The organism is Nonomuraea antimicrobica (genome assembly GCF_039536965.1).
In the GTDB taxonomy this organism is placed as follows: Bacteria; Actinomycetota; Actinomycetes; order Streptosporangiales; family Streptosporangiaceae; genus Nonomuraea; species Nonomuraea antimicrobica.
Genome location: NZ_BAAAZP010000016.1, coordinates 16,639 through 37,793, shown reverse-complemented (window position 1 = coordinate 37,793; position 21,155 = coordinate 16,639). Strand labels below are relative to the sequence as shown.

16 protein-coding genes, 6 tRNA genes and 1 riboswitch are annotated in these 21,155 nt (G+C 70.3%); of the genes, 11 read left to right on the top strand and 11 right to left on the bottom strand.

The annotated features are described in order from the left end of the window. Positions 1-3 precede the first annotated feature (3 nt). Entirely contained in the window at positions 4-642 is a 639-nt protein-coding gene (locus tag ABD844_RS05675; protein ID WP_344873656.1) for a hypothetical protein, read from the bottom strand. A gap of 537 nt (positions 643-1,179) precedes the next feature. Between ABD844_RS05675 and ABD844_RS05670 the strand changes: the two genes are divergently transcribed. Next, positions 1,180-2,559, top strand: a complete 1,380-nt coding sequence (locus tag ABD844_RS05670) for a serine hydrolase (protein WP_344873654.1) — start codon at positions 1,180-1,182, stop codon at positions 2,557-2,559. 36 nt (positions 2,560-2,595) lie between these two features. On the opposite strand, the gene ABD844_RS05665 is transcribed toward ABD844_RS05670, so the two are convergent. The 9 genes from ABD844_RS05665 to ABD844_RS05625 all read right to left on the bottom strand — a co-directional run bounded on the left by ABD844_RS05665 (position 2,596) and on the right by ABD844_RS05625 (position 11,731). Then, positions 2,596-2,669, bottom strand: a tRNA-Leu gene (locus ABD844_RS05665). A gap of 110 nt (positions 2,670-2,779) precedes the next feature. After that, positions 2,780-2,855: transfer RNA gene (locus ABD844_RS05660), tRNA-Pro, on the bottom strand. A gap of 240 nt (positions 2,856-3,095) precedes the next feature. Next, the gene (locus ABD844_RS05655) at positions 3,096-4,166 is read right to left on the bottom strand and encodes a mechanosensitive ion channel family protein (protein WP_344873652.1); all 1,071 of its coding nucleotides are present in this window, start codon (positions 4,164-4,166) and stop codon (positions 3,096-3,098) included. 18 nt (positions 4,167-4,184) lie between these two features. Continuing rightward, positions 4,185-5,180 (bottom strand): ribonucleotide-diphosphate reductase subunit beta, encoded by a 996-nt coding sequence (locus tag ABD844_RS05650; RefSeq protein ID WP_344873650.1) that lies wholly within the window; start codon positions 5,178-5,180, stop codon positions 4,185-4,187. Between the two features lie 12 nt (positions 5,181-5,192). After that, positions 5,193-7,373, bottom strand: coding sequence for a ribonucleoside-diphosphate reductase subunit alpha (locus tag ABD844_RS05645; protein WP_344873648.1), 2,181 nt, complete (start codon positions 7,371-7,373; stop codon positions 5,193-5,195). 122 nt (positions 7,374-7,495) lie between these two features. Then, positions 7,496-7,693: riboswitch (cobalamin riboswitch) on the bottom strand. 4 nt (positions 7,694-7,697) lie between these two features. Next, a complete protein-coding gene (locus ABD844_RS05640; RefSeq protein ID WP_344873646.1) occupies positions 7,698-8,639 on the bottom strand; it encodes a Bug family tripartite tricarboxylate transporter substrate binding protein in 942 nt (313 codons plus the stop codon). Between the two features lie 137 nt (positions 8,640-8,776). Further along, the gene (locus ABD844_RS05635; protein ID WP_344873644.1) at positions 8,777-9,562 is read right to left on the bottom strand and encodes an SAM-dependent methyltransferase; all 786 of its coding nucleotides are present in this window, start codon (positions 9,560-9,562) and stop codon (positions 8,777-8,779) included. A 60-nt stretch (positions 9,563-9,622) separates the two neighbouring features. Further along, positions 9,623-11,443: a glutamine--fructose-6-phosphate transaminase (isomerizing) gene (gene glmS / locus ABD844_RS05630; RefSeq protein ID WP_344873642.1), complete on the bottom strand. Its 1,821-nt coding sequence runs from the start codon at positions 11,441-11,443 to the stop codon at positions 9,623-9,625. A gap of 12 nt (positions 11,444-11,455) precedes the next feature. Next, positions 11,456-11,731 (bottom strand): hypothetical protein, encoded by a 276-nt coding sequence (locus ABD844_RS05625; RefSeq protein WP_344873640.1) that lies wholly within the window; start codon positions 11,729-11,731, stop codon positions 11,456-11,458. A gap of 244 nt (positions 11,732-11,975) precedes the next feature. Here ABD844_RS05625 and ABD844_RS05620 point away from each other — a divergent pair, with 244 nt between their 5' ends. From ABD844_RS05620 to ABD844_RS05585, 8 genes are all read left to right on the top strand, one after another. Beyond that, entirely contained in the window at positions 11,976-14,090 is a 2,115-nt protein-coding gene (locus ABD844_RS05620) for an N-acetylmuramoyl-L-alanine amidase (protein ID WP_344873638.1), read from the top strand. 98 nt (positions 14,091-14,188) lie between these two features. After that, positions 14,189-14,260, top strand: a tRNA-Gly gene (locus tag ABD844_RS05615). Positions 14,261-14,275: 15 nt separating this feature from the next. Further along, positions 14,276-14,346, top strand: a tRNA-Cys gene (locus tag ABD844_RS05610). A 48-nt stretch (positions 14,347-14,394) separates the two neighbouring features. Next, positions 14,395-14,466: transfer RNA gene (locus ABD844_RS05605), tRNA-Gly, on the top strand. Between the two features lie 19 nt (positions 14,467-14,485). Next, positions 14,486-14,560 (top strand) — tRNA-Val (locus tag ABD844_RS05600). 301 nt (positions 14,561-14,861) lie between these two features. Then, entirely contained in the window at positions 14,862-16,376 is a 1,515-nt protein-coding gene (locus ABD844_RS05595; protein ID WP_344873636.1) for an N-acyl homoserine lactonase family protein, read from the top strand. Then, complete coding sequence (locus tag ABD844_RS05590) at positions 16,373-17,041, top strand: TetR/AcrR family transcriptional regulator (protein ID WP_344873634.1); 669 nt, start codon at positions 16,373-16,375, stop codon at positions 17,039-17,041. Before ABD844_RS05595 ends, ABD844_RS05590 begins: the two co-directional genes overlap by 4 nt. Before the next feature lie 93 nt (positions 17,042-17,134). Then, the gene (locus ABD844_RS05585) at positions 17,135-17,947 is read left to right on the top strand and encodes a mechanosensitive ion channel family protein (RefSeq protein ID WP_425568510.1); all 813 of its coding nucleotides are present in this window, start codon (positions 17,135-17,137) and stop codon (positions 17,945-17,947) included. Between the two features lie 225 nt (positions 17,948-18,172). Here ABD844_RS05585 and ABD844_RS05580 read toward each other — a convergent pair whose 3' ends face one another. Then, positions 18,173-18,484 carry a DUF6401 family natural product biosynthesis protein gene (locus ABD844_RS05580; protein WP_344873630.1) on the bottom strand — a complete coding sequence of 104 codons (312 nt, stop codon included), beginning with the start codon at positions 18,482-18,484 and terminating at the stop codon, positions 18,173-18,175. Positions 18,485-18,687: 203 nt separating this feature from the next. On the opposite strand from ABD844_RS05580, the gene ABD844_RS05575 reads away from it, so the two are divergent. Both ABD844_RS05575 and ABD844_RS05570 read left to right on the top strand, forming a co-directional pair. Continuing rightward, the gene (locus ABD844_RS05575) at positions 18,688-19,587 is read left to right on the top strand and encodes an SDR family oxidoreductase (protein WP_344873628.1); all 900 of its coding nucleotides are present in this window, start codon (positions 18,688-18,690) and stop codon (positions 19,585-19,587) included. 60 nt (positions 19,588-19,647) lie between these two features. Next, entirely contained in the window at positions 19,648-21,075 is a 1,428-nt protein-coding gene (locus ABD844_RS05570) for an NAD(P)/FAD-dependent oxidoreductase (RefSeq protein ID WP_425568508.1), read from the top strand. Positions 21,076-21,155 lie beyond the last annotated feature (80 nt).

Here is a 21,155-nt window from a genome sequence, read left to right as displayed (position 1 = left end):
CCATCAGCGGGCCTGACCGGGTGGGGTGTGCGGGGCCTGGGTGTGCGGGGCCTGGGTGTGCGGGGCCTGGATGGGCAGGCCGTTCGTCTCGGACTCCTGGACCGGCTTCTTCTCCTGTCCAGGCGGTTGCCTGGTCTGCCCGGGCGGGGTGTGGTCGCGGCTCGTCTCGGGTGACGTATCCGACTGTGTCGGCCGCGGGGCCGTCGTGGTGGGCCGGGCGGTGGGTCTCGCCGACGCGGGGACGTCGGGTGGCGCTGTTGTGGCCTGCGGACGAGGCCGTGGCGGTGCGACCCGGGTGGGGGCGGGTGTTCCGGTGCGGTTCCGGCGTGCGGTGGGGGTGGCCTGCCGGGCGGGCGCCGGGGCGGCGGCGCCGGGTGCGGTGGGTGCCGCGGTCCTGATCGGACGCGGGGTGGGGCTCGCCGGGGTGGCCTGGGGCCGGACGGCGAGGACGGCCGGGGGCGGGCTGGTGGCGTCGTTCTCCTGGGCCGGGACCTCGTTGAGGATGGGCGAGCTCGACGGGATGCCGATCAGCAGCGCGGCCAGGACGAGTTGGAGTATGCCCGCCAGGACGGTGGCGATGCGGATCGCCCGCCCGCGTAGGTGCCGCTGCTCGTCGGCGGCTTGGTGAGGGTGATCCGTCACCGTCGGGGCGTTCTGGTCGCTGTCATGGGTTCCTCCCAGGGCTGCGAAGACGGAACGGCGGGCCTTTTCGATCTAGACATGGATGGTGACGGCGGTCAAGGCCACAGGCGAAGATTCCCCTCTGCCCAGGACCGCCGAACGCAGGTCAGAGGGCACGGCGTGGGCCGGTCGTGCGGCGGCGACAGCGACCCGACACGTGCGGGAAAGGCGGAAGTGCCATGGTTTCCCCGGCGGATGCCGCCCGCCATCGCCGGGAGGAAAGCCCTCTCGGGTCGTGGAAAAGGCGGCCGGCTCACGCGCAATACCAGGTCGGAGCTGCGGCAAAGAAACCTTTCTTATGGCGGGCCACGCCATTGTGGACGATCATCGGGCGCGCTCCGGATAGGGTGGCGCCGTTCGATTTTTCGATCATGGCGGTGCGCGTCTCTGCCGGGCTCCGCCACGACCGATGAAAAGCTCGTCTACCGATGGGAACCAGCTCTCTTGTCCATTTTCCACACCAGGACGCGGCGATTCGCCGTAGCCGCCTTGACCACCGTGTCGTTACTGCTGGCTGCCGCCCCGGCCCAGGCCGACGGCGAGGACGCGGGCGCCGTGGCCGCCTTCCTCCGGCAGGCCATGGCCACCGCCCGCTTCGAGCAGGTGCTCGATCTGGCTCCGCCGGGCTCGCCACAGGCACGTACGCTGTCGCAGGAGGTGGACAAGGAGGCTAGGACGCCCGCCGACCACGCCCGGTTGTTCGCCTCGGCCGCCGATCCCGAGCCGATCGTCCAGCAGCCGCAGCTCGACGTGACGGTGCTGGAGCTGGACCGGTACGGCAAACCGGTGTCGTCCGGCACCGTGCTGATGAGCCCGCAGCATCCGCAAGGGATCGTCGTGCCGGTGGACCGCGACTTTCACACCACCCAGGTGCGCTGGCGGCAGTGGGACGACTCCGGCTGGTACGCCAACCAGGGCAAGGGCACCATCGACATCGTGCCGGGCAGGGAGAACGCCCCCATCGACTTCATGTCGCCCTACCCCGCGTCCGTGCTGAAGCTGATGGTGGCCTTCGGCGTGCTCCGCCTGGCCGACCAGGGCGAGCTCGGCCTCGACGACACCTACGCCTACGAGCCCACGGTCGTCAGCCCGCTGTGCGGCGGCCCCACCAGCAACACCGTGCGCGCCTACCTGGACGCCGCCATCACCTCCTCCGCCAACAGCGCCGCCTGTGCCCTGGTCAAGCTGCTGCACGACCGCGGCGCGGTCGACGGGCTCAACCAGACGTTCCAGGACCTGGGCCTGGAGACCATGCAGCTCAAGAACACCAACCCGGCCAACGGCGGCCGCTGGTCCAACCCGGTCACGATGAGCTCACTGGACACCGCCAAGCTCCTGGCGCTGGTCAACGGCGTACCCGGCAAGGCGTGGACGGCTCCCGACGGCACGCCCGTGACCTCCGCCGTGCTGAGCCCGGCCTCCCGCCAGGTGTTCAAGAGGCTGCTCGCCGAGCAGGGCTTCAACGACATGCTCTCCACGACCAACCGGTGCGGCGCCGGCTATCCGGCCCCCGGCCTCCCGCAACAGGTGGCGGAGCGCTGGGTGGCCGCCGACGGCACGGTGACCGTCGCGGGCAACAAGTACGGCCGGGACGTACGCCACTGCAACCAGCAGGCGCAGGTCACGTTCGCGCACAAGACCGGCTGGGTCGGCAACTCCGGGGCCGACGCCGGCATCGTCAGGTCGCTGCCCGGCAAGGCCGGCCGCCACTACATCGTCGTGGCCCTCACCAACCTCGGCACCCAGTACGTCGACGCCGACCGCCCGGCCGCCGAGCCCGGCGTCCTGCCCGTCCTCTACACCGAGAAGCTCGCCCAGCTCGGCGCCGCGATCGACCGCTACGAAACCACCCGCTACGCCCGGCTCTCCAAGCGCTGAGCCAGGCGGGCGACCAGGGGGACGGCCGGTCGATCGTGCCGCTCCAGGGATTCGAACCCTGAACCTCCGCCTCCTGAAGACGGCGCCTCTGCCAGTTGGGCCAGAGCGGCTGGACCCCGGGCCCGGCTGGCGTGGGCCGGCCCGGGGTGAGGGCGAGGTCCGGCCGGGGGACGCCGCTCCCGTCGGCCAGGCCCGCGGCCCCGTCCATTCAGGGCCGTCGTCCGAGTGGCAGGATTCGAACCTGCGGTGCTCCTGCTCCCAAGGCAGGCGGGCTGACCAAGCTGCCCCACACTCGGTTTCTCATGAAATGTTCGCGACCGGAAAGAAGCCGCCTCGAACGGTGGTCGAGGCGGCTTCCCGGAATTCCGTTGAAACGTTTATCCGGAAAGCCTGCGGCACGGCCCGGGCAGTGGCTCGGACAGCCGTGAGGTGCTCAGTCGGCACTGGTGACGCACGTCGCCGCCCTCCTTTTCCTACCTTTTGCCGTGCTGGACGATGTCCACGGTAAACGGTTGATCCAACCGGGTGCCACTTATTTATCGCGGGTCTTTCCCGGCCTCCAGGCGGGACTCCGGGGTTTCGACGCGGAAACGGGGCAGCGATTCGGGGTGGTGCTCCCGTACGTACTCGACCAGGAATTCGCGGACGTCGCACTTGAGGTCCCACGAGGACGGCGCGTCCGCGGCGCTCATCAGGGCCCGCACCTCCACCAGGCCGTTCGGCAGCACGTCGGTGACCTGGAGCGTCCAGTCCTTCTGGTCCCACAGCGGGTTGCCCTGGAGGAACGCGTACAGGGCCTCGCGCAGTTTCGGGACCGGCACCGACCAGTCCACGCGCAGGAACACCACGGCGAGCACCCTGCTGCCGTGGCGGGTCCAGTTCTCGAACGGGTTCTGGGTGAAGTACGACACCGGGAGCACGAGCCGGCGCTCGTCCCACAGCCGCAGCACCACGTACGTGAGCGTCAGCTCCTCGATCCGGCCCCACTCCTTCTCGACCACGACCACGTCGTCCAGGCGGAGCGCGTCGCTGAAGGCGAGCTGGAGCCCGGCCAGCGCGTTGCCGAGGGTGGGCTGGGCGGCGATGCCGACGACCGCCCCGGCGATCCCGGCCGAGGCCAGCAGCCCGGCCCCGAGCGCGCGTACCTGGGGGAAGGAGAAGAGCATGGCGCCGAGCGCGATCACGATGATGGCGGCGGCGGCGATCCGGCGGACCAGCGCGATCTGCGTCATGATGCGCCGCGCCCGGCGGTTGTCGTCGCCCTTGATCAGCACCAGCCGGTCGAGGACGACGTCCGTCAGCGCGTACGTGGCCTGCACGATCAGCCAGGTGACGGCGGCGATCGTGACCAGGCCGAGCACCCGCTCGACCGTGGCGGCCAGGGCCCGGTCGCCGGGCGAGTCGCCCAGCATCCCCGGCCCGAAGACCAGGTTGGCCGCCACGACGGCGGCCACCCAGTACGCCGACCACGTGCAGTGCTCCACCAGATGCCGGGCGAGCGCCCAGTTGCGCCCCACCCTGTTCAGCACCCGCCTGGCCAGCTCCACCAGGAGGATCGCCCCGACCACGGAGATCGCCAGGATCGGCCAGTCTGCCGGAGACTGCACGTTTATGCCCCCAACGTCCTAGAAAGTCTCATCAAAGGTGACATTGCCCTCCACCGCAACCTGGTAGGCGGAGACCCGCCGTTCGAAGAAGTTGGCCAGCTCTTGGACGTCCTGCAACTCCATGAAGGCGAAGGGGTTGGCCGAAGCGTACCTTCTGGGCAGGCCCAGGCGGACCAGCCGCTGGTCGGCGACGTACTCCAGGTACTCGCGCATCTGCGCGGCCCCCATGCCGGGCATGCCGTCGCCGCACAGGTCCTCGGCGAAGGCCAGCTCGGCGGCGACGGCCTCCTCGATCATGAGCGTGACCTGCTTGCCGAGTTCGTCGTCGAACAACGACGGCTCCTCGGCCCGTACGGTGTCGACCACGCTGAACGCGAACTCCATGTGCATGGACTCGTCCCTGAACACCCAGTTCGTCCCGGTGGCCAGGCCGCCGAGCAGGCCCCGGGAGCGGAACCAGTACACGTACGCGAACGCGCCGTAGAAGAACAGGCCCTCGATGCAGGCCGCGAAGCAGATGAGGTTGAGCAGGAACCGCCGGCGCTCGTCGACGGTCTCCAGCCGGTCCAGCCCGTTGATCGAGTCGATCCACCTGAAGCAGAACTCCGCCTTGTCGCGGATCGACGGGATGTGCTCGATCGCGGCGAACGCCTTGACCCGCTCGTCCGGATCGGGCAGGTACGTGTCGAGCAGCGTCAGGTAGAACTGCACGTGCACGGCCTCCTCGAAGAGCTGCCTGCTCAGGTACAGGCGGGCCTCGGGGGCGTTGACGTGCTGGTAGAGGTTGAGCACGAGGTTGTTGGCCACGATGGAGTCGCCGGTGGCGAAGAAGGCGACCAGCCGGTTGATCAGGTGGCGCTCCTGCGGCGTCATCCTGGCCAGGTCGGCGAGGTCGGAGTGCAGGTCCACCTCCTCGACGGTCCACGTGTTGCGGATGGCCGCGCGGTAACGCTCGTAGAAGTCGGGGTAGCGCATCGGCCGGAGGGTGAGGTCCATTCCGGGGTCGAGCAGCATGGGCGGGTCTCCTTACTGGCAGGCTTCGCAGGTTTCGGGGTTCTCGAGAGAGCAGGCGATCGCCGCCGTAGACTCCGCCACAGACTCCGCCGAGGGCGCCGCCACCGTGGTCTGGGCGATCCGGGTGGCCGGGCGCGAACGCAGGTAGTACGTCGTTTTCAGCCCCTGCTTCCAGGCGTAGGCGTACATCGAGGAGAGCTTGCCGATGGTCGGGCTGGCCATGAAGAGGTTGAGCGACTGCGACTGGTCGATGTACGGCTGCCGCGCCGCGGCCAGGTCGATGAGCGCCTTCTGCGGCAGCTCCCAGGCCGTCCGGTAGAGCACCTTGAGGTCGTCGGGGATGCCGGGCACCTGCTGCACGGAGCCGTCGGCGCGCTTGAGGTCGTCGCGCAGTTGCCGCGTCCACAGCCCGCGTGTTTGCAGGTCGGCCACCAGATACCGGTTGACCTGCAGAAACTCTCCCGACAGGGTCTCCCGCTTGAACACGTTGGACACCTGCGGCTCGATGCACTCGTAGCAGCCCGCGATCGAGGCGATGGTGGCGGTGGGCGCGATGGCGATCATGAGCGAGTTCCGCAGGCCCGTGGCCGCGATCTTCTCGCGGAGCGCGTCCCAGCGCGGCCTGCCGCCGGCGCCGTAGTGGTCGGGGTGCAGCACTCCCCCGGCCGCCCGCGTGTCGGCGTACGAGGGGTGCCGGCCGCGCTCGACCGCGAGGTCGGCCGAGGTGTCGTACGCGGCCAGCGCGATCTCCTCGGCGATCCGGGTGGACAGCTCCAGCGCCCGCGGCGAGTCGAACGGCAGCCGCAGCGTGAAGAACACGTCGGCCAGCCCCATCACGCCGAGCCCGATGGGCCGCCAGCGCCTGTTGGCCGCCTCGGCCTCGGGCGTCGGGTAGAAGCCCAGGTCGATGGTGCAGTCGAGGAACCGGACGGCCGTGCGCACGGTGCGGCCCAGCCGCTCCCAGTCGACGTCGTCCCCGGCCAGGTGGGCGGCCAGGTTGATCGAGCCGAGATTGCACACGGCGGTCTCGCCGTCGCTGGTGACCTCGAGGATCTCGGTGCACAGGTTCGACAGGTGGATGACGTTCTCGGGGCGGGCGGTCTGGTTGGAGGTGCGGTTGGCGGCGTCCTTGAACGTCATCCAGCCGTTGCCGGTCTGCGCGAGCGTGCGCATCATGCGGCCGTACAGGGTCCTGGCGGGGATCTGGCGGGTGAAGCGACCGGCCGCCTCGTAGGCCCGGTAGGCGGCGGTGAACGTCTCGCCGTACAGGTCGGTGAGGTCGGGCGTCTCCTTCGGGTCGAACAGCGACCACGGCTCGTCGGCCTCCACCCGGCGCATGAACTCGTCCGGCACCCAGTTGGCCAGGTTGAGGTTGTGGGTGCGGCGGGCGTCCTCGCCGGTGTTGTCGCGCAGTTCGAGGAACTCCTCGATGTCGGCGTGCCAGGTCTCCAGATAGACGCAGGCCGCCCCCTTGCGCCGCCCTCCCTGGTTGACCGCAGCCACCGAGGAGTCGAGCGTACGCAGCCACGGCACGATGCCGTTGGAGTGGCCGTTGGTGCCCCTGATCAGCGAGCCGCGCGAGCGCACCCTGGTCCACGAGATGCCGATGCCTCCGGCGTACTTCGACAGCCGGGCCACCTGGCCGTACCTGTCGTAGATGCCCTCCAGCTCGTCGCGCGGCGAGTCGAGCAGGAAGCAGGACGAGAGCTGCGGGCGGCGGGCCCCGGAGTTGAACAGCGTGGGCGAGCTGGGCAGGTACGCCAGCCTGGACATCAGCCCGTACAGCTCGGCCGCCTCGGCCACGGTCTGCGACAGCCCGCAGGCCACGCGCAGGAAGAAGTGCTGGGGCCGCTCCAGCACCGCCCGCGTCTCGGGGTCACGCAGCAGGTAGCGGTCGTAGACCGTACGCAGCCCGAAATACTCGAACCGGTCGTCCGCCTCGGCCGAGACCAGCGCGTCCAGCTCGGCGGCGTGCGCGGCGACGAACTCCGCGAGCCCGTCCTGGACCAGCCCGGCCGCGTGGGTGGCGGCGACGGACTCGGAGAACGAGCGCACGCCGTGCCCGGCGGCCTCGTCGGCGATCTCCTCGGCCAGCAGCCGGGCGGCGACGCGGGAGTTGGCCGGGTCGGTGATCACCCGGGCGGCGGCCTCCTCGATGGCCAGCCGGCGGTCAACCTCAACGATCTGCGTCACGTGCTCTCTCTCCTCGCGAGCTCATCCCCGTGAGGGCACGCGAGAGCACGGCGGCGCGCGTGTGTACGGCCGCGTCGTGCCCTGGCCCGCCCTCGAGACCCTGAACACTTCCTGCCGGGCACACGCCCGGCACGCCGCTGGCAGGTCTTCGGGCTCGCGGGCACGCGCAAAGGCACCTACTGGCCGTCGCTTCCCGGATCTCTCCAGTGCGTCAATGACGGCGGTCGTTCCCACTCACCGCTGCGGGGCAGCCCCGGAATCTCACCGGGTTCCCTTTTGCTCCGCCTCCGTAGAGGCGAACCAGCGACGACCAGGATCCTACATCTAGTGGCCGTTCCCGCAACTACCCCAGCATGTTGTGGCTTTGGTGGTGTCGAGCAGTCCGAGGTCCCGCAGGACGGCCCGCGTTCTGGCGATCTCGGTGCCGAGCCAGCGGCTGAAGTCGTCTCCGGTCAGCGGGATCGTCAGCCACCCCTCGCCCCGGCAGGCCGCCTCCCAGACACCGGATCGCAGCACCTGGTCGCACATGCGCACAGCCCGGTCGCGGCTCCCCTGGGACATGTGCTCGGGACCGAACGCGGCCGCCCAGTCCGCGAAGTCCACCCGAACCCCGCACTCCAGCAGGGTCGGCACGTCGAGGTCCGGCACCCGCTGGGCCGAGGAGACCGCGAGCGCCCTGACCCGGCCACGGCCGATGGCGGTACGCCAGTCCGACAACGGGCCCGCCGCGGCGATCGCCTGACCGGACAGCAGCGCGGCGGCGGCCTCGCCCCTGCTGGGGTAGCCGGTGTAGTAGACCTGCCTGGTGTCCGCGCCGAGCGCCCTGGCGATCAGGCCGAAGAGCAGGTGGTCGGGCTCACCCTGCGGCCCGCCCACCAACTGCGTCTGGCCGGGGCGGGAGAGGAGCCGCTCGCCGAGGTCGCCGAAGTCCTGCACAGGGGAGCGGCCGGGCACGACCACGACCTCGGCCTCTCCGGTGAGCCTGGCCAGCGGGGTGGCGGTGTCGAGCACGCTCCGACCGTTGTTCAGCTCGTCGGCGGCCAGCGCGGGCAGGCCGCTCACCCTGATCTTGGAACCAGGACCCAGCTCGAACCCGGCCGCCCGGACCGCGTCGGTGAACACCTGCCCCGCCCTGGCCCAGCGGTCGCCGCCGGACACGATGGAGAACCGGGCGTGCGGCATGTCCCCGCCGGCGTACTGCGTGCCGCAGCCGGTCACGCAGGCGGCCAGGCCCGCCCCCCAGGCGAAGAATCGCCGACGCCGCATGGTGCCTCTCCCCCGAATTTCCCCCTTACCTCAGGTTATTGACACATTACGCGGCGTTACACATTTCAATCGTGGCCGACCACAGTCTTTTCCCGTGTTTTGCTGGATTTAATAGGTTAATAGGGTTTTTGGGCGTTTTATCGTCTGCCGAGAGTTCCTGGCGGCTTCCGTCCGACTCCGGCCATGAGCGACGACGGCAGGGACCAGTCCCCCACCAGCTTGGGACGGTCGGGACGCCAGTCGGTGGCCTGTACGAGCCCCGGCGGCTCCAGCGGGAAGTCACCGAAGAACGACCTGATCCGGGACGGGGTGCGATCGGCCCCGCCACCGCCGGGCGAACTGCCTCCCGGCGGTTCGTCACCGTCCACGTGCGCCAGGGTCGTGGCGTGCGAGACCACCAGGAAGCCGCCGGGCGCCATGCGCTCGCGCAGCACGGCCACCGCCCGCTGCGGATCGGCCGAGTCGGGCAGGAAGTGCAGGATCGAGACCAGCAGCACGCCGATCGGCCGGTCGAGATCGAGGAACTCACCCGCCCTGGCCAGCACGTCCTCCGGGTCGAGCAGGTCGCCCTGAACGAAAAAGGCCCTGCCCGGCGAGCGCCGGAGCAGGACCTTGGCGTGCGCACCGACCACCGGATCGTGGTCGACGTAGACGACCCGCGCCTCTGGGGCGATCTCGTGGGCGCAGCCCTGGGTGGGCAGGCCGCTGCCGAGATCGAGGAACTGGCCGACCCCGGCGCGGGCCACATAGCGCACCGCACGCTGAAGGAAGGCCCGGTTCGCGCGGGCCAGCGGGACCGCCTCCGGGATCAGCTCGGTGAGCTGGTCGAGGGCCAGGCGATCGACCGCGAAGTTGTCCTTCCCGCCGAGCATGTAGTCATACATGCGTGCGGGATTGGGCCTCTGATGGTCGAACTGCCGCACAGTATTGAATTTATGTCGTCAGCACCGAGATAACGATACTTTGCGACGAATTTGGCACAGCTACTCGACTGTAACGCTCTTGGCAAGGTTGCGAGGCTTGTCGACGTCCCGGCCGAGCACCACCGCCGCGTAGTACGCCAGGAGCTGAAGCGGGATCGTCAGCAGGATCGGGTCCAGCTCGATCTCGTTCTTCGGGATCACGATGACGTCGTCGGCCAGCTTCGCGCCGGGCTCGCGGTGGCCCACCATGAGCACCTGGCCGCCCCTGGCGCGGATCTCGCCGAGCGTGGTGAGGTTCTTGTCGAGCAGCTCGTCGTCGGGCACGACCGCGACGGTCGGCATGTCGGGGCCGATCAGCGCGAGCGGGCCGTGCTTCAGCTCGCTGGCCGGATACGCCTCGGCGTGGATGTAGGAGATCTCCTTGAGCTTCTGCGCGCCCTCGCGAGCCACCGGGTAGCCGCGCACCCGGCCGACGAACATCATGCTCGGGTGGTGGGCGTACTTCTTGGCCAGCTCGGCGATCTTGTCGCCCTGCTGGAGGATCTGCTCGATCTGCCCCGGCAGCCGGCGCAGGCCCTCCACGACGCGCCGCCCGTCGGCGGGCGACAGGTCGCGCACCCGGCCCAGGTGCAGCGCGAGCAGCGCGAACGCCAGCGAGGTCGAGGTGAACGCCTTGGTCGAGGCGACCGACACCTCGGGCCCCGCGTGCAGGTAGATGCCGCCGTCGACCTCGCGGGCGATGGCGCTGCCGACGGCGTTGACGATGCCGATGACCCGGCCGCCCTTGCGCTTGAGCTCCTGCACGGCGGCGAGCGTGTCGTACGTCTCGCCCGACTGGCTGATCGCGACGTAGAGCGTGTCGGGGTCGACGACGGGGTTGCGGTAGCGGAACTCGCTGGCCGGCTCGGCGTCGGACGGGATGCGCGCCAACTCCTCGATGAGCTGTGCCCCGATCTGCCCCGAGTAGTACGCCGAGCCACACCCGATGATCTTCACCCGGCGGAACGAGCGCGTCTCGCGGGCGTCCATGTTGAGACCGCCGAGGTGGGCGACGTGGAACCGCTCGTCGAGCCGCCCGCTCAACGTCCTGGTGATCGTCTCGGGCTGCTCGGAGATCTCCTTGAGCAGGTAGTGCTCATAGCCGCCGGTGTCGTAGTGGCCGGCGTCCCAGTCGACGGTCAACGGCTCCTTGGCCGTCTCACGGGCGTCGCTGGCGAAGGTGTGGAAACCGTCGGCCTTGAGCACGGCCAGCTCGCCGTCCTCCAGGTGCACGACCTGGCGCGTGTAGCGGACCAGCGCGGCCACGTCGGAGGCGGCGAACATCTCCTTCTCGCCGATGCCCAGCACGATCGGGCTGCCGTTGCGGGCCACGACCACCTCGCCCTGCCGCTCGGAGTCGATCACGGCGATGCCGTACGTGCCCACGACGGCCTTGAGCGTCTTCCTGACGGCCTCCTCCAGCGAGTCGTTCTCGTCGACCGCGTGGGCGATCAGGTGCGCGAGCACCTCGGTGTCGGTCTCCGAGGCGAACACCACCCCGTCGGCCTCCAGCTTGGCGCGCAACTCCCCGGCGTTCTCGATGATGCCGTTGTGCACGACCGCGACGCGCCCGTCGGCGGACAGGTGCGGATGGGCGTTGACGTCACTCGGCACGCCGTGCGTGGCCCACCTGGTGTGCCCGATGCCGAGGTTGCCCTTGAACCTGCCCGGCACGACCTTGGCCAGATCGGCCACCCGGCCCTTGACCTTGCGTACCTTGAGGCCCTTGTTGGACACCACGACCCCGGCCGAGTCGTAGCCCCGGTATTCCAGCCGCTGCAGGCCCTCCAGCAGGATGGGCGCGGCGTCCTTGGGGCCGACGTAGGCCACGATTCCGCACATCGAGGTCTCCTCTTATCCGTAAACGATCCTGCGTAGCTGCCTCAGCGACAGCTCGGGGGCCGCCACGCGGCGGCCCCGTAATTCACCGGCGATCCGGGGGAAGATCTCGTCGTTGGTGAAGCCGCGCGTCTTCAGCTCGCCGTGACGGCGGCGGACGAACTCCTCGACGGACTCGGAGAAGTACGCCAGCACGTCGGCGACCACGCGGGCCGCTTCGCCGGGACCGAGGGGGCTCGTCCTGGTGAGGTGGGTGATGAGATCTTCGTATGGATGTCGCGCCGTGGACACAGACGAGGACCCTACGGCTCTGGAACAAGGCACGCCAACATCCTGCCCGAAATCGGGCAGGATTTAACGCTTCGGGGAGATGGCGGGGCGTGGCGCCAGGCGAGGGCGGGGCTTCCGGGCAGTCGGGCCGAATTCGCCGGGGATCTGTTAGATCTCATCTGTAACATCCGACCCGTCTGACACATCCCTTTCTGGGAATGGCTACGGTGAGTAGTCGCATCGTGACGTTCCTGGGGAGATGTTCATGCAGCTCTGGCTCGCCGCCGTCCTGGCCGCCGGCGTCCTCGCCGTACCCGCCGACGTCCTGCCCGCAGCCTCCACCCTTCCGGCGACCGCAACGGTCTCGGCGGTCCCGGCGGCCTCCGGGCGGCAGGGGGACTTCGCCGCCGCCTCCCGCGAGTACGGGGTGCCAGAGAGCGTGCTGCTGGCGGTCTCGTACCTGGAGTCGCGGTGGGACGCGAACGGGGGACGGCCCAGCACGGCGGGCGGGTACGGCCCGATGCACCTGGTGGACGCCTTCCCCGCCGACGCGCTCGGGCACGACCACGCCCTCATCGGGGACGCCCTGGGAGATCCTCGGGGCGACGACTCCCGTCCGATGTCCCAGGCGCGCGTCGAGGCGGTGACCCACTCGGCGGCGCACGCGTCCGAGTCGGCGCCTCGGACGACCCTGCCCGAGGCCGGTCGCCTGACCGGGATGGGGGCCGCCCGGCTGCGGCACGACCCGGCCGCGAACATCCGCGCCGGAGCCGCCCTCCTCGCCTCCTACCAGGCCCGCCCCAGCGCCGACCCCGCCGCCTGGCGCCAGGCCGTCGGGCGGTACGCGGGGGCGGACGACCCGGCGGCGTCCCGGGCGTTCGCGGACGAGGTGTTCTCGGTGATGCGGGAGGGGGCGCAGCGGCGTACCGACGACGGCCACCTGGTACGGCTCGCCCCCGTCCCCGGCCTGCGCGAACTGCGCGACGAGGACGCCGAGGCGGTCACGAGGCACGACCCGGACGCCGCGCCCGTCCAGAACGAGCACGTCGTGGACGACGACACCCTGCCCGCCACCGACGAACAGGCCGACACCGGCACCGACCTCGACCCCCTGGCGGACGAGGAGGCCGGACCCCTCACGTGGACCGGCACCCCCGGGCCGAAGGGGCACTCGGGGGGCCGGCAGGCGGAGTGCCCCTCCTCCCTCACCTGCGAATGGATGCCCGCCGCCCACAAGAGCTTCGGCAAGAAGAAGAGCCGCGACTACGGCAACCACGACCGCCTGTCACGCGCCCGCGCCGTCGACTACATCGTCGTTCACGACACCGAGGGCACCTACCAGGGCATCCCGTCCATGATCCGCAACCCGAAGTACGTGAGCTGGCACTACACGATCCGCTCCCGCGACGGACATGTCGCCCAGCACGTGGCGACGAACGACATCGCCTGGCATGCGGGGAACTGGGATGTCAACACCCGTTCGATCGGCATCGAGCACGAGGGCTACCTGGCCAAGGGCGGCGCCTGGTACACGGAGGCGATGTACCGGTCGTCGGCGCGGCTGGTCAAGTATCTGGCCGGGAAGTACGACATCCCGCTCAACCGGGCCCACATCCTGGGCCACGACAACGTGCCGGGGACGACCCCGCAGACGGTCGCGGGGATGCACGAGGACCCGGGGCCGTACTGGGACTGGGCGCACTACTTCGAACTCATGAACAAGCCGTTCAAGGCGGCCAAGGACGGCGACTCCGTCATCATCCGCCCGTCGTACGCCACCCACCGGCCGCGCTTCACCGGCTGCGAGTCCACCAAGCCCAACCAGGCGTGTCCCGCGCACGGAGCGTCCACGGTGTGGCTGCACAAGTCGCCGAGCGACACCGCCCCCCTCGTCACCGACCTGGGCAAACACCCGGGCAAGCCGAGCACCCACAGCGTGTACGACCACAGCGCCCGCGCCTCGACCGGCCAGCGCTACGCGGTCGCGGAGCGGCAGGGGGACTGGACGGCGATCTGGTACCTGGGGCAGAAGGCGTGGTTCCGCAACCCGGCCTCGAACCCGACCGCCATCCCGGCCAAGGGGCCCATCGCGACGCCGGTGTCGGCCGACGTGAAGGTGTACGGGCGGGCCTATCCGGAGAAGTCCGCCTACAAGGGGGCGGCGTACCAGGCTTTGACGCCGCTCAAGTACAAGATCGCGCCGGGGCAGACGTACGCGGTGGGTGACACGATCACCGGGTCGTACTACGCGGCGAACGCGTACAGTCCCGCCAAGCACGTGACCACCACGGGCGGGACGCGTTACTACCAGATCCAGCTCGGTCACCGGGTGATGTTCGTGATGGCCAAGGACATGCGCCTGGTGCACCCGTCCGCGTGACGCGCCGGTTTCGCCCCTTGGGCGTCGCGGTGCGCACAGGCACTCCCCGGAGACGATATGGTTTTCCCGTAGCCCGGCGTACACGGCCGGGCCTTCACGCGGAAGTGGCTCAGTGGTAGAGCATCACCTTGCCAAGGTGAGGGTCGCGGGTTCGAATCCCGTCTTCCGCTCGGAGTGAGGCTCCTGGTGGAGTGGCCGAGAGGCGAGGCAGCGGCCTGCAAAGCCGTCCACACGGGTTCAAATCCCGTCTCCACCTCGATGATCGGCGGCCCTCCCGGATCCGCTAAGGTAAGTGCACCGCCACGCGGAAGTGGCTCAGTGGTAGAGCATCACCTTGCCAAGGTGAGGGTCGCGGGTTCGAATCCCGTCTTCCGCTCTGATTCCCGGCTCGACAAGGACGATTAGCTCAGCGGGAGAGCGCTTCCCTGACACGGAAGAGGTCACTGGTTCAATCCCAGTATCGTCCACCAGGCTCCCCGGCAGATCAGGTCCGACCTGGTCGAACAGGAGTCAAGCCCCAGCTCACGGTCTGGTTCGTGAGTCTGGGGCTTCTTGTCGTTTCCAGGTCGATCACGGCTGCGGTCGGCATCGGCGCTAATGTCGTGATGACCCCCACCTCTGGGACCTGATCGCAGGTGTTGACGTCAGTCGCGTCGAGCAGCCATGGCACGCTCCAGGGCGGCCGGCCCGTCGGTGGTGTCGGTCTCCGCTCAGGGCCTCTGGTTATTATGTAAACGCGTCCGTTTGCGTTTACGAATTGGGGTGGGCCCGGTGTTGAAGGTCTTGGGCAGGGTCGGGGTGGTCGTTCTCGGCCTTGCGATCGTGGCCGTCTGGCTGGTGCTGCGGTTGAAGGGCGTGCCGGTGCCGGTGCTGGTGACGTACGGGCTGGTGCTGACCGGGCTGGGGTGCGGGCTGCTCTGGCCGAGGGCGCTCGGCGGGCGGGCCAGGCGTCGGACGCCGGCGTTCTTCGGCGTCGCGGCCGGTCTGGGCACGCTGGGGCTCTACCTCGCGGTCGTCTACCACGTCACGGACCTGCCGGTGCTGCTCGCCCTGGCCGCCGGGGCGTGCCTGGCCGGAGCGGTGGTCGCCGTCCTACGTGGCCGCCGGAGCGCGGACGGCCGTCCCGCACGGCAGGCCAGGCGGGCCTTCCTGATGGGCGGCGCGGGACTGGTCCTGGGTACGGCGAGCGGGCTGTCGGGCGGCCTCGTGGACCGGCAGCGCCGCGCGTCTATGGCCAGAGGCGAGCGGGAGCGACAGGCGGCGGTACGCGCCCCTGGCGCACGGCGGCGGATCACGGACGGAGCCGTCCGGGTGTTCCCGATCCACACCGGCGACACCATCGTCACGTACGGCCAGTTCTACGGCGGCCTGGACGGCTGGGAAGGGCTGAACGGCTACGTACGCACCCTGGTCGACAAGGCGCAGATCGCGGTGCCGGTCCACGCCTACCTCATCGACCACCCCCGGCACGGCCTCATGCTGGTCGACACCGGCGTCAACTGGGAGCAGGCGCACGACCACGACGGCTACTACGGCCTGACCTCGCGGCTGCTGACCGAGCGCGACGAGTACCGGATGACCGCCGGGCAGGATCTACGCGTCCGGCTGGCCCGGCTCGGCTACGCCGCCGAGGAGATCACCACGGTCTTCCTCACCCACGTCCACGACGACCACGCGGGAGGGCTGCGCTACCTGCCCCGGGCGACGGTGGTGCTGGATCGGCGCGACTGGGAGCACGGCGTGCTCTATCCGCACTCCTTCGGTCTGGTCAAGGAGAACCTGTCGTTCCCCGCCTTCGACTCCGGCGCGTTCGGGCCCTTTCCCGGCAGTCAGGACCACTTCGGCGACAGCAGCGTTATCCTGCTGCCCACGCCGGGCCACTCCCCCGGCCACATGTGCGTGCTGCTGCGCCTGGACTCCGGAGGCGTGCTGTTCATGGGCGACACCCTCTACACGCTGCCCCACCTGGCCACCGACCAGGTCCGGCAGATGACCATCGGCGGCCAGGACACCGTCCGCCAGATCGAGGCCGCCCGGCGCGTCCAGCGGCTGCTGGCCTCGGATCCTGGAGTGGTGCCGCTGTTCGCACACGACAACACCCGCTACCAGTTCGATCTGGTGGCCTCCGCGTTCGCCGACGGGGCGCCCGGCGAGGCGGGGCTGCGGGAGCTGCGCCGGGGCATGGAGAGCGTCCTCACCTCTGATTGGCGGCTGCGCCCCGGGCACGCACCTCGCTTCGTCGCGCCCGCCTCGGGGACGGGCTTGGGAAAGGTGGCGTTCGGATGACCTCTGTACGGCGCACGCGGGGCAGGCCGCGCGACCCCGAGGCGGATGAGGCGATCATGCGGGCGGCGCTGGAGTTGTTCGTGGAGCGCGGCCTGGAGGGCGCGAACTTCGAGCAGATCGCCAAGCGCGCAGGGGTGGCCAAGGTGACCGTCTACCGGCGCTGGTCGTCGAAGGAGGAACTACTCACCCAGGCCATCGAGCAGGCCCGCACCCTCGTCCCTGAGGAGGAGATCTGGGCCACGGCCGACGCCACGGCCCGACCTGCCGACGAGCGGCTCATGGACTCCTGGGTACGCACTCTCGGTGACGCCCGTTTCCGTACGGTCCTCGCCCAGCTCATCGGCTCCAGCACCAGCCACCCCGCGCTGCTGGCCACCTACCGCGAGCAGTACATCCAGCCCCGCCGCCGGGTGATCCGCGCCGCGCTGGAGCGCGCCCGCGGCGAAGGGCTGCTGGCCGAGGACGCCGACCTCGACACCGTGATCGACATGGTCGTGGGCGCGGCGATGTACCGCATGCTCCTCGACCCGGCCGAACCGACCGATCCGACCGAACCGGCCGATCCCGCCGCCACCCGCCAGTACCTGGCGGCCGTCCTCCGCCAGGCCGACCGGCTGCTGCGGCATCCCGGCGGCCACAACGAGCAGATGGAGCCGGATATATAGCTTTCTGCGAAGTTTTGGATGCACTGCGTGTATATACGGTTTCTGTCCGGGTAGCGCCGAGGCATTGGCTCCTCGGAGGAGGGAACCGTGGACATCAACATTGGCCAAGGCATATCGGATGCCTGGCGGGGGATAGCGACGTTCGTCCCGAAGCTGGTCGCGTTCCTGGTGATTCTCTTCATCGGGTGGCTCGTGGCCAAGGCGCTCGAGAAGATCGTCGACAAGGTGCTCGAACGGGTCGGCTTCGATCGGGCGGTGGAGCGCAGCGGCGTACGAAACTGGCTGGCCCGCAGCAGGTACGACGCCAGCAGCCTGCTCGCCAGGATCGTCTTCTATGCGATCCTGCTGGTCACCCTGCAGATAGCCTTCAACGTCTTCGGGCCCAACCCGGTCTCCGGCCTGCTGGCCTCAGTGGTGGGCTGGCTGCCCAAGGCCATCGTGGCCATCGTGATCATCGTGGTGGCCGGTGCCGTGGCCAGGGCGGTCAAGGACATCCTGAGCGGCATGCTCGGCGGTCTGTCGTACGGACGCTGGCTGGCCATCATGGCGGCGGTGTTCATCTGGGCGCTGGGCATCATCGCGGCGCTCAACCAGATCGGCGTGGCCACGTCCGTCACGACGCCGGTGCTGATCACGGTGCTCGCCACCCTCGGGGCGATCGCGGCCATCGGCATCGGGGGCGGGCTCATCCGGCCCATGCAGCAGCGCTGGGAACGGTGGCTGGGGCGCATCGAGCAGGAGGCTCCGCAGGCCAGGGCGCACGCGGAGGCGTACCAGCGGGGGCGGGAGGACGCCCGGTCGATGACCGAGGAGGAGAGCGCGCGGATCCGGACGATGCCCGGCGGCGGTACGACGACGACCGGCGGCGGTACGACGACGACCGGCTCGGACCAGCCGCCGAGCTGACATCCGCCCGAGCCCAGAGCCCGGCACCGTCCCCGGGCGGCTCCGTGCGACGCGCAGGACCCGGGTGGCCCCTCCCCGCGACGGGGAGGCCCACCCGGGACGCCACCGCCACGCGCGGAAAGCAGGCAGAGGTCCGAGACGACGCCGACACGCGCGGAAAGCAGGCAGATGTCCGGGACGACGCCGCCACGGGCGGAAGCGGGCAGAGGTCCGGGACGATGCCGTTCAGGCCGGGTGGCCGTCTTCCAGGAGGCCGAGTTCGCGGGTCAGCCAGCAGACCGCCGTCAGCCGCAGGGACGGCGGGTCGGGCTCGCCGGTGAAGGCCCAGCCCCGGTGCCGCAACTCGTCGAGGAAGCCCAGCAGGTAGTCGCCCAGCGTCTCGCGGTCGAGCGGGATCGCGTCGCGCAGCACCGCCGCGTGCTGGTCGACCGCGGCCACCAGCCCCGGATCCCCGCCCATCCTGGCGAGTTGGGTGTCACCCAGTGCGTCCATCAGCCAGCGCAGGGGCGAAACCGCCCAACCATCCTCAAACACCACCCACCAACCTTAAAGCATTTCCCAAGGTCAACGGCTGTTTTCTCATGACAGACCCATGCGGTTCTCTGCCGATGCCCTGGCCGCCGCCGCCTCCTCCGACGACGCCCCTCCGGCGACCCAAGCCGGCCCCGGGGCGCTCGGCTCGCCGGCACCGGAATGGGATTCATTGGCATTTCTCGGGATTGACGGGTAGGAGATGTGACATGCGCATTCTGGTCACGGGAGCCACCGGCACGCTGGGCGGCGCGGTCATTCCCGCCCTGCTCAAGGCGGGTCACGAGGTACGCGCCCTCAGCCGTACCAAGCGGAACGGCCGCGGCAACGTCGAGTGGATGTGGGGCGACCTCGTCTCGGGCAACGGCGTCAGGGAGGCCGTTGACGGGGTGGACGCGATCGCCCACCTGGCCACGAGCGGCCGCAAGGGACGCGGCGCGGTGGACGTGCCCGGCACCAGGACCCTGCTCACGCTGGCCCGCGCGGCCGGGGTGTCGCATGTGCTGTTCACCTCGATGGTCGGGGCCGATCGGGCCGCCCACGGTCACCTCAGGCACAAGCTGGCGGCCGAGCGCCTGGTCACCGAGAGCGGTCTGGGCTGGACGATTCTCCGCGCCACCCCGTTCCACCAGTGGCTGCACGCGCGGCTGGGCGAGTTCGCGGCGCTGCCGGTGCTGCCGGTGGACCGCTCGCTGCCGTGGCAGCCGGTGCACACGGGCGAGGTGGCCACGCGGGCGGCCGCGCTGCTGAGCGCCGGTCCGGCGGGCAGGGAGATCGAGTTCGGCGGGCCGCACGTGATCAACACCGAGGAACTGGTGCGGACCTGGCTGCGGGCCGCCGGGCTGCGCCGCGCGTGCCTGTTCGTCCGCTATCCGGGGCGTCTGTACGCGGCGCAACGGGCGGGCGACCTGACCACGGACGCCGTACCCAAGGGCGAGATCACCTGGTACGACTACCTGCTCCCGCCGCCGGCCATGTCGGACGAGTCGGACGACTTCGCCTCCGAGCACACCGCCTCCCCCACCAGCCCGGCCAACCAGCCGGAGTGCGATCCTGACCTGCACGTATACGGGGGCGACGAGGGTTACGAACGTCCGACACGAGGCTAGCCGAGCGCCCGGTCCTCTTACACTTCGTCGACTTGTTGGGCACCTGTCCGCTACTAGACAATGTGTTCGGTGAGCAACGGCATCCCGCTGACCAAAGACTTCGCCAACGGCGACGTCTCCTTCTGGTACCGGCAGATCGGCCTGCCAGGCCCCCGACCGGCGCTGCCCGGCCCGCGTGACTACGACGTCGCCATCGTCGGCGGCGGCTACACCGGCCTGTGGACCGCCTACTACCTCAAGCGGGCCGAGCCGGGGTTGCGGATCGCGATCCTGGAGAGGGAGTTCGCCGGGTTCGGCGCGTCGGGGCGCAACGGCGGGTGGCTGTCGGCCGAGTTCGCCGGGTCGCGCAAGCGGTACGCCAGGGCCCACGGCCGGCAGGCCATGATCGACCTGCAGCACGCGATGTTCCGGTCCGTTGACGAGGTCATCGACGTGGCGCGGGCCGAGGGCATCGACGCCGACGTGCACAAGGGCGGGCTGATCCACGTCGCGACGAACCCGGCCCAGCGGCGCCGCCTGCGCGCCGGGGTCGCCGACCTGCGCAGGTGGGGCTACGGCGAGGACGACATACGGCTGCTGGAACGTGCCGAGCAGCGCGAGCGGGTGCAGGTGGCGGGTGCCCTGGAGGCGTCGTACTCGCCGCACTGCGCCCGCATCCAGCCCGCCAAGCTGGCCATCGGGCTGGCCGCCGCGGTGGTCCGGCTGGGGGTGGACCTCTTCGAGGACACGACGGTGACCGAGATCCTGCCCCGGCGCAACGGCCGGGCCGCCGCGGTCACGACGCGGGGTGTGGTCACGGCCGAGTACGTCATCCGCGCCACCGAGGGCTTCACCGCGAGCCTGTCCGGGCAGCACCGGCAGTGGCTGCCGATGAACAGCTCCATGATCGTCACCGAGCCGCTGCCCCCCGACGTGTGGCGGCACATCGGCTGGCAGGGCAGCGAACTGCTGGAGGACCACGCGCACGCCTACGTCTACGCGCAGCGCACGGCCGACGACCGGATCGCGATCGGCGGACGGGGGGTGCCGTACCGGTACGGGTCGCGTACCGACCGGCGGGGCGCCACGCAGCGCCGGACGGTCGCGCTGCTGTGGCGGATGCTGGTCAAGCTGTTCCCCGCGACGATCGACGCGCGCGTGGCACACGCCTGGTGCGGGGTGCTCGCGGTGCCGCGCGACTGGTGCTCGACGGTGCACCTCAACCACGCCAGCGGTCTGGGCTGGGCGGGCGGCTATGTCGGCAGCGGGGTCACGACGACGAACCTGGCCGGGCGTACGCTGCGCGACCTGGTGCTGCGCAGGGAGACCGCGCTGACGGGGCTGCCCTGGGTGGGGCGGCAGGTGCGCCAGTGGGAGCCGGAGCCGCTGCGCTGGGCCGGGGTGCAGCTCATCTACGCGCTCTTCCGGGCCGCCGACCGGCACGAGAACGAGCGCGGGACGACGACCTCGACCTACGCCCGCCTGGCGAACCTCATCTCGGGCCGCTGAGCCCTCACCGGCCCCGACCTCATCCGCCCTGCCGCCGCTGTCGCCTGCCCCGCCGCCGCTGTCACCCGCTCCGCTGCTGC